Raw genomic sequence first — 13112 nt, forward strand, 5'->3', positions numbered from 1 at the left:
TATATGAAGGAGCTAATTATAGCTTTTGGTCTTTTTCTTTTTATAGAAGGAATTTTATATGCCTTATTTCCATCAAAAATGAAAAGTATGTTGTTGAAATTAAACGAGGTAAATAATAGTCAACTAAGAAGTGGTGGATTAATTTTTGCAGTAATTGGATTTGTAATTATTTGGTATATTAAAAATTAAAATGAACAGAATTAAAAAATTAATAATAGTATTTTTTACGTTAACTTTTGTAATGAAAGTATCTGCTCAAGATGCACCTGCATCATTTGCAGATTTAGCAGAAAGATTAATGCCATCAGTTGTAAATATCTCAACAACAACAACAGTAACAACAAATACCAATCCTTTTCCAGGATTTCAATTTCCGCCAGGCTCTCCTTTTGAAGATATGTTTAAGGAATTTGGTACACCACAAAAAAGAAAATCTTCAGCATTAGGGTCAGGATTTATTATTGATGAAAAAGGAATTGTAATTACCAACAACCACGTCATTCAAGATTCAGAGGATATAGTAGTAAGAGTTGGTGGAGACAAAGAATATAAGGCAACAATTATTGGAGCAGATCCTTTGTCTGATATTGCTGTTCTTCAAATAGATTCAAAAGAAAAGTTTATTCCAGTTAAATTCGGCGACTCAGATAAAGCAAGAATTGGTGATTGGGTAATAGCAATTGGAAATCCATTTGGATTAGGTGGTACGGTTACTTCAGGAATAATTTCAGCAAGAAATAGATCAATAGGACTTTCAAGGTATGAAGACTATATTCAAACAGATGCATCAATTAACTCGGGAAATTCTGGAGGACCATTATTTGACATGAATGGAGATGTAATAGGAATTAATACAGCTATTTTAGGCAAAGGTGGTTCAATTGGTATAGGTTTTTCAATACCATCCAATAGTGCAAAAAAAGTTGTTAGTCAGTTAATAGAATTTGGTGAAACTAAAAGAGGATGGTTGGGTGTTCGAATTCAAGTAGTAACTGAAGAAATTGCAGAAGTTGAAAAATTAGACGAACCACGTGGTGCATTAGTTGCAAGTGTTGCTGGAAAAAGTCCATCAGATAAAGCCGGGATTAAAGCAGGAGATATCATATTAGAATTTAATGGAACTAAGATTAATGAAATGAAGGAACTACCAATAATTGTAGCACAAACAGAAGTAGGAAAAACAGTGGATGTTAAAGTATGGAGAAATAAAAAAGAAATTACTAAAAAGATTAAGTTAGGAAGGTTAGAAACTTCAAGCGATTTCAAAGAAGAAAAAAAAGAAACTGAAACAGAAACACCTGAGATTTCAGAAATTAAATCTTTAAAAATTATAGCAAGACTGTTAAATCAAAAAGATATCGAACAAAGAAAACTTCCCAATCAAACAACAGGACTAGTTATAACTAATATTGGCAAAAATAGTCCAGTTAACTATCTAAACATAGGTGATGTAATAGTTGAAGCTCAAAAGAAAAAAATTAGATCCATAAAAAATCTTGAAGATATAGTTGATAAGGCTTTAAAATCTAATCAAAAAACAATTTTAATTGTAATTTACAACAATCAAAACCAAAGAAGATATATTGGTGTTAAGTTAGATTGATAATGGACAAACAGTCCAAGATTATTTTAATTTCAGGTCCTACCGCATCAGGTAAATCAAATTTTGCTGTAAAAATTGCTAAAAAAATTAATGGTGAAATAATTAATGCAGATAGCATGCAGGTTTATAAAAAATTAAAAATTCTTACTGCTAGACCAAATAAAGAAGAGCAAAAAAAAATTAAACATCACATGTATGGTTTTGTAGATTTGAATAAAAAATTTTCTACAGGTCAATGGTTGAACATAACCATTGAGAAGATTAAAGAAATTAAACAAAGAAAAAAAATCCCCATTCTAGTTGGTGGTACAGGGCTATATTTTCAATCTTTAATTGATGGTCTAGTTAAGATTCCTAAAATACCTATCAAATTTAGAAACCGAGTTAGATTAACCCAAAAAAAAGTGGGACAGGAAAAATTTTATAAGAAACTTTTAAAAATTGATCCAATGTCTAAAGATAAATTTGATCCAAATGATACTCAAAGAACAATTAGAGCCTTTGAGATTAAATCATTTACAAAAATTTCTATGTATGAATGGATGAATAGAACAAAATCTGAGTTCAAACAGGATGAATTTTTAAAATTATATATTGATTTTAAAAGAGAAGACCTAATCAAAAGAATATCACTAAGATCAATTAAGATGATGAACGAAGGAGCTGTAAAAGAGGTAAAAAATTTTATAAAATTGAAAATTAAAAAAGATCTAAGTGTAAATAGGGTAATAGGCATTGACGAATTGACACAGCACTTAGGTAAAAAAATTAATTTAGATCAAGCACAGGAATTAATTTCAATTAAAACAAGACAATACGCCAAAAGACAAGCAACATGGGCAAGAAGCAAGATGACATCTTGGGAAAAAATTAATCCAATTAAGATTGCTGGTTATATAAGAAAATTAAAAAAATCATCTCTTAAACTTGACCAATTAACATAAAGTCCGATAGATTGCCTGAATGCCAAAATTATTTTCAGGAGCTGAAATTGTATTTAAATGTCTTGAAGATCAAAAAGTAGAACATATTTTTGGTTATCCAGGTGGAGCAGTACTCCCAATTTATGATGAGTTAAAAAATCATCCATCAATAAAACATATTTTAGTTAGACACGAGCAAGGTGCTGGGCATGCAGCTGAAGGTTATGCAAGATCAACTGGAAAGCCTGGTGTTGTATTGGTTACATCAGGACCTGGTGCTACCAATGTTGTGACTGCACTAACTGATGCTTTCATGGATTCAGTTCCTTTGGTTTGTATTTCAGGTCAGGTCCCAACTCATTTAATTGGAACTGATGCCTTCCAAGAGTGTGATACCACAGGAATTACTAGACCATGCACAAAACATAATTGGTTAGTTAAAGATATTAATGATCTTCCAAGAATAATGCATGAGGCATTTGAAGTTGCAACTACTGGAAGACCGGGACCTGTATTAGTTGACATTCCAAAAGATATTCAGTTTGCAAAAGCAAAATATTTTAAACCTAAAAAAAAAATAAAATTAAAAGAAAAATCTATTAATGCATTTAAGCAAAGTGATATTGATCAATTAGTTGATTTAATGAAAAAAGCTTCAAAACCAGTTTTTTATACTGGTGGGGGTGTAATTAATTCAGGTCCAAAAGCAAGTGAACTATTGAGAGAACTTGTTTCTATAACTGGATTTCCAATCACCTCAACTCTTCAAGGCCTAGGTGCTTACCCAGGAGATGATAATCAATTTTTAGGAATGCTTGGAATGCATGGAACTTATGAAGCCAATAATGCAATGCATGATTGTGACTTATTAATTAATATAGGAGCAAGATTTGATGACCGTATCACAGGAAAGATAGATGAGTTTTCACCGAAATCTAAAAAAGTTCATATTGATATTGATCCATCATCAATAAATAAAATTGTAAAAGTTGATTTATCTATTGTAGGTGATGTTGGTGATGTCATTAAATCTACAACAAAAACTTTAAAAAAGAAAAATTTAAATCTAGAAAAATCTAATAAACAAAAAATTTCAAAATGGTGGCAACAAATTCAAAAATGGCGAACAAAAGAATCTTTAAACTTTGTTAACAGTGATAAAATTATCAAGCCACAACACGCAGTACAAAGACTTTATGAATTAACAAAAAATCAAGATACCTATATAACTACAGAGGTTGGTCAGCATCAAATGTGGGCGGCACAGCATTATAAATTTAATAAACCCAATAGATGGATGACATCAGGTGGACTTGGAACAATGGGGTATGGATTGCCTGCCGCAGTAGGTGTTCAAGTGGCTCACCCAAAGAAATTAGTGGTTGATATCGCAGGTGAAGCCTCAATTTTAATGAACATACAGGAGATGTCAACGGCAGTTCAATATAATTTACCAGTAAAGATATTTATCTTAAATAATCAATATATGGGTATGGTTAGACAGTGGCAAGAGCTCCTTCATGAAAAAAACTATTCTGAAAGTTATTCAAAAGCATTACCAGATTTTGTCAAATTAGCTGAAGCTTACGGGTGTGTAGGAATTAGAGCAGAAGATCCTGATGAATTGGATGAAAAAATTAAAGAAATGATTAATACTGATGGACCTGTAATTTTTGATTGTCATGTTGATCAAGATGAAAACTGTTTTCCAATGATACCCTCAGGAAAACCTCATAATCAAATGTTATTAGGTCCCAAGGATCAAGAAGAAAATAAAATTACAGGAAAAGGGAAAGCTTTAGTTTAAATGGCAAAATCTAAATCAGCATACAGCACACCTAGTAAATTAGGTAAAATTGATACTCATATAATTGTTGTTTGGGTTGATAATGAAGCGAGTGTATTATCAAGAGTAGTTGGATTATTTTCAGGTAGAGGCTACAATATTGAATCGTTAGCTGTTGCAGAAGTGGATGAAAAAAAAATCTTTCAAGAATTACAATTGTAACTACTGGAACACCTCAGGTTATAGAGCAAATTGTATTACAATTAAAAAAGTTAGTTCCAGTTCACAAAGTTGGAAATTTTAAAAGAGAGGATAAAAACGTTATATTTAAAGAGATGGCATTATTAAAAATTGTTGCAAATACTAACAAAATTAAGAAAGCTTTAAATGCTTGTAAAAAATACAATCCAGTTATATTAGATCTAACAAATAAATCTGCTGTAATTCAAATAACGGCATTAAGAAGAGAGATAGATAAGGTGACAAAAAATTTAAAACCATTTGGTCTTGTTAGTGTCTCAAGAACCGGAGCGGTAGCAATGACAAGAGGCGCAGAGATTTTTAATTAATTATAAAGGAGAAAAAAATGAAAATGTTTTATGAAAAAGATGCAGATGTAGATTTAATTAAGAGTAAAAAAATAGCAATTTTTGGTTATGGAAGTCAAGGACATGCACACGCATTAAACCTAAAAGATAGTGGAGCTAAAGAAGTTGTAGTCGCTCTTAGAGATGGTTCAGCAAGTAAAGCAAAAGCAGAATCTAAAGGATTAAAGGTAATGAACTTATCTGATGCAGCTGAGTGGGCAGAAGTTGCAATGATACTTACACCAGACGAATTACAAGCAGCAATTTATAAAAATCATATTGAGCAAAGAATTAAAGAAGGAACAAGTTTAGCTTTTGCCCATGGATTAAATATTCATTACAAGCTTATTGATGCAAGAAAAGATTTAGATGTGTTTATGGTTGCACCAAAAGGACCAGGGCATTTAGTTAGAAGTGAATTTGAAAGAGGTGGTGGAGTGCCATGTTTATTTGCCGTTCATCAAGATGGAACAGGTAAAGCAAGAGATCTTGCATTATCCTATGCTTCAGCAATTGGAGGTGGAAAATCAGGTATTATTGAAACAACTTTCAAAGATGAATGTGAAACTGATTTATTTGGAGAGCAATCTGTACTTTGTGGTGGATTAGTTGAGTTAATTAAAAATGGTTTTGAAACTTTAACTGAAGCTGGATACGAACCTGAAATGGCATACTTTGAATGTCTACATGAGGTAAAATTAATAGTAGATTTAATTTATGAAGGTGGAATCGCTAATATGAATTACTCTATCTCAAATACAGCAGAATATGGTGAATATGTATCGGGTAAAAAAATTGTAGATAGCGAAAGCAAAAAAAGAATGAAAGAAGTTCTAGCCGATATTCAATCTGGTAAATTTACTAAAGACTGGATGAAAGAATGCGAAGGTGGGCAAAAAAACTTTTTGAAAATGAGAAAAGATCTTGCAGATCATCCAATTGAGAAAGTGGGTGCAGAGCTTAGAGCAATGATGCCTTGGATTGGTAAGAAGAAATTAATAGATAGTGATAAGAGTTAATTTTTACTAAAAACCCAAATCGACCTAAAATTATAGCCAAAACATAACAATTATTTTGCAATCTCTATTATAGATTGTATTATAGTTTTTCTAAAATTACTGGCTATGAGCAACAAAAATAAAGTATATATATTCGATACTACAATGCGTGATGGTGAACAATCACCAGGTGCATCAATGAGTCTTGAGGAAAAAATTCAAATTGCAAGAATTTTTGATGAATTAGGAATTGATATTATTGAAGCTGGCTTTCCTATTGCATCACCAGGTGACTTTGAAGCCGTAACAGCAATAAGTAAAATTTTAAAAAACTCAATTCCTTGTGGATTGTCAAGAGCTAGTAAAAAAGACATAGACGCATGTCATGAAGCATTAAAAGCTGCTCCAAGATTTAGAATCCATACTTTTATTTCAACAAGCCCATTACATATGAAGCATAAGCTAAATAAATCACCAGAACAGGTTTTGGATGCGGTAAAAGAGAGTGTTACTTATGCGAGAAACTTTACAGATGATGTTGAATGGTCTTGTGAAGATGGAACAAGAACTGATATGGATTATATGTGTAAGTCTGTTGAGCTTGCAATTAGCTGTGGTGCAAAAACAATAAATATTCCAGATACTGTTGGGTATACAACTCCTTCAGAATTTACAAAAATAATTACAACATTAAAAAATAAAGTTCCAAATATTGATAAAGCTATTTTGTCAGTTCATTGCCATAATGATTTAGGATTAGCTGTTGCAAATTCTTTAGCGGGTGTTTCTGCGGGTGCCAGACAAGTTGAATGTACAATTAATGGAATAGGTGAAAGAGCAGGTAATGCAGCACTTGAGGAAATTGTAATGGCTATAAGAACAAGAAATGATTTAATGCCTTATACAACAGGTATCAAAACTGAATTATTAAGCAAAGCTTCTAAAGTTGTCTCTAACGCAACTTTCCCAGTACAATTTAATAAAGCTATTGTTGGAAAGAATGCTTTTGCTCATGAAGCGGGTATTCATCAAGATGGAATGCTTAAAAATAGAGAAACATATGAGATTATGACACCAGAGAGCGTTGGTGTTAAAAAAACATCATTGGTAATGGGAAAACATTCTGGAAGGCACGCATTTAAAGAAAAATTAAACGACCTTGGTTATGGAGATGTAACCGATGATGTAATTCAAACTGCTTTTGGAAAATTTAAAATTTTAGCTGATAAAAAAAAACATGTTTATGATGATGATATTGCAGCTTTAGTTGATGACAGTATGGTTTTGGATAAGTATGTGATTAATTTAAAATCTTTAAAAGTCTTTGCAGGAACGGGTGAACCACAAAAAGCAGAAATGACTCTGGATGTTTATGGCGAAGTTAAATCAACCTCAGAAACAGGTGATGGTCCTGTAGATGCAATTTTCAAATGCATAAAAGTTTTGTACCCACATGATGTAAAATTACAGTTATATCAAGTTCATGCAGTTACAGAAGGAACTGATGCCCAAGCAACCGTAAGTGTTAGAATTGAAGAAGAAGGAAAAACAACAGTAGGACAAGCTGCAGACACAGATACATTAGTAGCGTCAGCTAATGCTTATTTAAGTGCCTTAAATAAAATGATAATTAAAAGAAAAAAAACTGCTCCAATAGAGCACGAAACTCAGAAAGTGAAGGGAATATAAGATGGCTAATTGGTTTAAAAATTTAACTAGTATTTGGAGTCAGGATATGGCGATTGATCTTGGAACTGCTAACACACTTGTCGTTTTAAAGGGTCAAGGTGTAGTTTTAAATGAACCATCTGTCGTTGCTATAGCTGAGAACATGGGGAAAAAAACTGTTTTAGCCGTTGGGGATGAAGCAAAAACAATGCTTGGAAGAACTCCTGGAAATATTAGTGCCATTAGACCTTTAAGAGATGGGGTGATTGCAGATTTTATTGTGACTGAAGAAATGATTAAACACTTTATTAAAAAAGTTCACAAAAATAAAACTTTTGCAAACCCTAGAATTTTAATTTGTGTTCCAACTGGATCAACACCAGTTGAAAGAAAAGCTATTCAAGACAGCGCACTAGCAGCTGGAGCTAGAAGAGTTCAATTAATTGAAGAACCAATTGCAGCAGCGATTGGAGCAGGTCTTCCAATTTCAGAAGCAACAGGATCAATGGTTGTTGATATTGGTGGAGGTACAACGGAGATAGCAGTTATGTCATTAGGTGGCCTTGTTTACTCAAGATCATTAAGAGTTGCAGGAGACGCAATGGACACAGCACTAGTTAACTACATGAGAAAAGAATATAATCTTATGATTGGTGATAGTACTGCTGAAAAAATTAAAAAAGAAATAGGTACTGCTATTCCATCAAATAATAATACTTACGCTGTAAAAGGTAGAGATCTAAGGTCAGGAACACCCAAAGAGGTGAACATTACTGAAGAAGATACAGCAGAAGCTTTAAATGATATTCTAAAAGAAATGGTAAATGGCATAAAAGATGCACTAGAAAATACACCGCCTGAATTATCTGCTGATTTAGTTGATATGGGATTGACGCTAACAGGTGGTGGGGCATTGCTTAAAAATATTGATAAAAGGTTTTCTAAAGAAACAGGACTACCAGTGCATGTTGCTGATGACCCTTTAGCATGTGTTGCAATCGGTACTGGAAAAGCTTTAGATCAAGAAGAGACTTTTTCTACTATGCTATCTGAGTATTAAAGATAAATGGAAACAAGCAGAGATGATTTTGTAATAGCAATAAGATCTGCTTTTTTAAAAAAAGGAACGCAGCAAAGATTTTCACTGCTGAGTTTAATATTTTTTTCTATAATCTTATTAATTTTAAGTAGTTTAAATTTTAAAGCTATAAACTATGTAAAAATAGTCATTAAGGAAATAGCCTACAGATCATCTTTTATAGTTTCTGTACCAGAAAACTTTATAAAAGATAGCTATCTTGTAATTCAAAAACATAACAATCTTTATAATGAGAATGAAAAAAACAAATCTGAATTAGAAAGTTTAAAGGCTAAAGATTTATTAAATTATTTTATTATTTTAGAAAATCAAAGGTTAAAAAAAATATTTGATGATTATTTAGTTGAATCAGACACTGTATTTGCCAAAGTTTTAAGTGATAAAGGTAGTCCATTTTTAAAATCAATCATTATTAACAAAGGCAGCAAGCACAATATTAACCTTGGTATGATTACTATGGATGGGGCATATCTTGTTGGAAAAGTTGTTGAGGTTAATTATTTATCATCAAGAGTATTATTACTTTCTGATTTGAACAGTAAGATACCAGTTATCGTAGAACCAAATGAAGTGTTTTCAATATTGTCTGGTACAGGTAAGGATTATGGAGTTATTCAATACAGTAAAAAATATGAAAATATTAAAAATGAGTCTATTATTTATACCTCAGGAACAGCCAACCTATTTAAGGCAGGAATACCAATAGGTATAATTAGTAGTAATTATTTAAGTGAAGAAAAAAAAATTGAATTTTTTTCAGATTTTTCTCAATTAAAGTTTGTAAAAATTGTTTCATTCAAAAAAAATGAGGCTAAATGATAGGGTTAAGAAATAAAACTTTTATTAGAAAAATATTATCACAAATACCGTTAATTTTACTTTTTGTATCTGTTTTAAATAATAGTGATTTTAATTATTTAGATGTGAAATATTTTTCATTTAATTTTTCTTACATTTTGATTTTTTATTACAGCTTAAAAAAAAGTGAAAGCTTAGGGTATATTTATATTTTTATAGCAGGCTTGTTTAATGATGTTGTTATTGGTACTCCAATTGGATTAAGTAGTTTATTGTATTTAATACTTTGTGGAGCTGCTGCATATCTTAGAAATATTACTCTCAGACCAAGCTTGATTAAAGATTGTATTTTTTTTCTTATAACAATTTTAATTATAAATTCACTATTTTTTATATCCTTAAATTTTATTTTTAATCATGAATTAAATTACTTTGATCAAATGATAAATATTATATTCACATTCTTGTTGTATTTTTTATTTTCAAATTTATTTGATTTTTTTGAAAATTACTTTGTAGGCAATAACAATGTTGGGTGAAAATTTTGGAGTTAAAAAAAACCAAACCATTAATAGAAGAATGTTTATTATTGGTGCAGCGAAGTTTATTGTATTCACAGGAATAATAGCGCGACTATTTTCCTTACAAATTACTGATAATAAAAGATATTTAACTTTATCTGATAAAAATCGACTTCGTGAATGGAGATTACCTCCAATAAGAGGTGAATTTTTAGATTATTTTGGAAATATTATTGCCGGTAATTTAAAGATATATCAATTACATGTAATTCCTGAAGAAGTAGAAGATTTTAAATATTTAATGGTAAGACTAAAAGAAATTCTAAATCTTAGTAATGGTGAATTTGAAAAAATAATAAGACAAAAAAACAAGCAAAAGTCTTGGGAAACTATAATTATTTCTAAAAATTTGACTTGGGAACAGTTCACAAAGGTTAATTATTTTTTGCACGATTTAATAGGGGCAAAACCGGTTTTATCTGTTTCTCGCAATTATCCTTTCAATGAAAGCTACACTCATGTTTTGGGTTATGTTAGTGAGGCTAGCGAGAAAGATATTTTAAATAATGAAATAATAAAAAGTAAACACGTACCAGGTCTTAAGGTCGGAAAAACTGGGTTAGAAAAAACCTTTGAAAACGAATTAATTGGTACCAATGGTATTCAAAGATATGAAGTTAATGCATATGGAAAAAGAATTAGTCAACTCGATCACGCAGAAGGATTAAGTGGCAAAACAATTCAACTTACAATAGATACTGAAATTCAAAAGTTATGTAATGAGCTTTTAAAGAATATAGCAGGCTCAATAAGTATAATGGATATTTACACTGGTGAAATTGTAGCCATGCAATCTTCGCCCTCATTTGATCCCAATCTATTTCTTTTTGGAATCAATCAAGATGATTGGCAGTTAATTATTAATAATCCATTAAAACCATTAGTTAACAAAACTTTATCAGGCTTATATTCACCTGGTTCTACATTTAAGCCGATAGTAGCTCTATCTGCCCTAGAAAATGGAATTATTGATGAAAATTTTAAAGTCAATTGTAAGGGAAAAATAGAAATGTATGGACAAACTTATCATTGCTGGAAAAAAAGAGGTCATGGTGTTGTGAATTTAAAAAGTGCAATGAAGCAGTCATGTGACACCTATTTTTATGAAATTGCAAGAAAGCTAGGAGTGGATCGTTTAAAAGAAACATCTTTAAAATTTGGCCTTGGTGAAAAAGTTTTAGATGAGACATTCAGTAATGAGAAAAAAGGATTAATTCCTGACACTCAATGGAAAAAAAATAACTTAGGAAAAGGTTGGGTTATAGGTGAAACATTAATCACAGGAATTGGTCAAGGTTATACTCAGACAACACCACTCCAACTATGTCAAATGACAGCCCAGCTTGCAAACGGTGGATTTAAGATTTACCCTAAAATAATAATGGAAGAAAATCCTAAAACAGTAGAGGACATCAAGCTTATAATGGATAAAAATGCTAAATATTTGGATGAAAAAAATAATGGATTGCAGGAAGCGAGTGAACTTTTAGGATTTTTAAACAAAAAAAAATATGGGCGTTTATTTAAAAATTCTAAAAATATCGAATTAGTTCAAAAAGCAATGTTTGCCTCAACGAATGAAGTTAGAGGAACATCTTATTCATCCAGAATTGAAGATCCAAAATATCAATTTGCTGGAAAAACAGGAACATCACAAGTTAGAAGAATAACTAAAGCAGCAAGAGAGCTTGACTTAAACACATCTGAAATTCCGTATAATGAAAGAGACCACGCTTTATATATAGCTTTTGGACCATATAAAAATCCAAGATACGCATTAAGTATCGTTGTTGAGCATGGTGGATCTGGTAGTTCAACAGCAGCGCCTATTGCAAAAAAACTCTTTAAGTTAATTGTAGATAGGCACGAATTTAGAGAACAAACCAGAATTGAAAAAGCAATAAAGATATAAATGCAATATAATTCGTTTAACACACAGCCAACCTTTTTTCAAAAATTGAAAAACTTTGATTATGTTTTATTAACTTGCATTTTATTGCTTGGTTTAATTAGTGTTTTGTCCATGTATTCAACAGACGGTGGAGAAATTTTATTTCATAGTAAGAGTCATATGTCAAAATTTTTAATCTTTTTTACTATGATGATTTTTATGTCATTTTTGAATATAAAATTCTGGCATCATTTTGCTTATTTATTTTATATTGTTGTTTTATTTTTTTTAGTTTGGGCTTCATTATATGGCATTAAAGCATCTGGCTCCCAAAGATGGATAAATTTATATTTTATTAATTTACAACCTTCGGAATTAATGAAGATCGCAATAATAGTATGTCTTGCAAAATATTATCACCGAATACAGCTCAACAAAGTTAATAGCTTTCAGGTTATGTTTGTTGCTATGGTGATTTTAATATTACCAATTATTCTTGTTATCACTCAACCTGATTTAGGTACCTCAATATTAATCGCTTTAAGCGGTTTAGTTGTTATATGGCTTGCAGGAATAAATGTTAAATATTTTATATATTCTTTTATAGCTTTATTGATCTCAATGCCTTTTGCTATTGCTCTCTTAAAACCCTATCAAAAATTAAGAATCTTAACATTTCTCAACCCTGATCGTGACCCCCTGGGAGCAGGATATCAAATTATTCAATCTAAAATAGCTGTTGGATCAGGAGGTTTAAATGGAAAAGGTTTTTTAAAAGGTACCCAAAGCTATTTAGAATTTTTACCTGAGAAACACACTGATTTTATCTTTACATTATTTGCTGAGGAATTTGGTTTTATAGGATCACTAGCTTTATTGCTAATTTATATAATTATTATTTATAGAGTTTTAAGAATTGGTGCAATCTCAAGAAGTTATTTTGCTAAACTTTTTTGCTATGGCTATGGATCTGCAATATTTTTTTATGTCACAGTAAATATGTCGATGGTTTTAGGTTTACTCCCTATAGTTGGATCACCGCTACCCATTATGTCATACGGTGGATCCTCAATGCTAGCAACAATGATCGGATTTGCAATTGTTATGAGTGCCAAAATTAACCATAAGCAGTTAATAGCTTAAGTATTTTAATGCTTTACATGTCTAATTTGTCGCGA

General features: G+C 31.0%; 11 protein-coding genes and 1 pseudogene. All 12 read left to right on the forward strand.

What is annotated here, in order from left to right; translation table 11 throughout:
- The first annotated feature begins 3 nt into the window (after positions 1-3).
- A complete protein-coding gene (locus ABXT58_RS01340) occupies positions 4-189 on the forward strand; it encodes a DUF2065 domain-containing protein (protein WP_415304265.1) in 186 nt (61 codons plus the stop codon).
- A gap of 1 nt (position 190) precedes the next feature.
- Positions 191-1603 carry a Do family serine endopeptidase gene (locus ABXT58_RS01345; protein WP_415304266.1) on the forward strand — a complete coding sequence of 471 codons (1413 nt, stop codon included), beginning with the start codon at positions 191-193 and terminating at the stop codon, positions 1601-1603.
- 2 nt (positions 1604-1605) lie between these two features.
- Positions 1606-2547 (forward strand): tRNA (adenosine(37)-N6)-dimethylallyltransferase MiaA, encoded by a 942-nt coding sequence (miaA, locus tag ABXT58_RS01350; RefSeq protein WP_415304267.1) that lies wholly within the window; start codon positions 1606-1608, stop codon positions 2545-2547.
- Between the two features lie 19 nt (positions 2548-2566).
- Positions 2567-4333: an acetolactate synthase 3 large subunit gene (locus ABXT58_RS01355; RefSeq protein ID WP_415304268.1), complete on the forward strand. Its 1767-nt coding sequence runs from the start codon at positions 2567-2569 to the stop codon at positions 4331-4333.
- Positions 4334-4881 (forward strand): annotated as a pseudogene (gene ilvN / locus ABXT58_RS01360) (acetolactate synthase small subunit).
- A gap of 17 nt (positions 4882-4898) precedes the next feature.
- On the forward strand, positions 4899-5918 hold the full coding sequence (ilvC, locus tag ABXT58_RS01365; protein WP_415304269.1) for a ketol-acid reductoisomerase: 1020 nt from the start codon (positions 4899-4901) through the stop codon (positions 5916-5918).
- A 105-nt stretch (positions 5919-6023) separates the two neighbouring features.
- The gene (locus tag ABXT58_RS01370; protein ID WP_415304270.1) at positions 6024-7586 is read left to right on the forward strand and encodes a 2-isopropylmalate synthase; all 1563 of its coding nucleotides are present in this window, start codon (positions 6024-6026) and stop codon (positions 7584-7586) included.
- 1 nt (position 7587) lies between these two features.
- Entirely contained in the window at positions 7588-8625 is a 1038-nt protein-coding gene (locus ABXT58_RS01375) for a rod shape-determining protein (RefSeq protein WP_415304271.1), read from the forward strand.
- 6 nt (positions 8626-8631) lie between these two features.
- A complete protein-coding gene (mreC, locus tag ABXT58_RS01380) occupies positions 8632-9483 on the forward strand; it encodes a rod shape-determining protein MreC (RefSeq protein WP_415304272.1) in 852 nt (283 codons plus the stop codon).
- Positions 9480-10001, forward strand: coding sequence for a rod shape-determining protein MreD (gene mreD, locus ABXT58_RS01385; RefSeq protein ID WP_415304273.1), 522 nt, complete (start codon positions 9480-9482; stop codon positions 9999-10001). The genes mreC and mreD overlap by 4 nt, the downstream gene beginning before the upstream one ends.
- Positions 9991-11955, forward strand: coding sequence for a penicillin-binding protein 2 (gene mrdA, locus ABXT58_RS01390; protein ID WP_415304274.1), 1965 nt, complete (start codon positions 9991-9993; stop codon positions 11953-11955). The genes mreD and mrdA overlap by 11 nt, the downstream gene beginning before the upstream one ends.
- Positions 11956-13077 (forward strand): rod shape-determining protein RodA, encoded by a 1122-nt coding sequence (gene rodA, locus ABXT58_RS01395; RefSeq protein ID WP_415304275.1) that lies wholly within the window; start codon positions 11956-11958, stop codon positions 13075-13077.
- The last annotated feature ends 35 nt before the right edge of the window (positions 13078-13112 follow it).

The organism is Candidatus Pelagibacter sp. Uisw_090 (assembly GCF_047717845.1).
Classification (GTDB): Bacteria; Pseudomonadota; Alphaproteobacteria; order Pelagibacterales; family Pelagibacteraceae; genus Pelagibacter.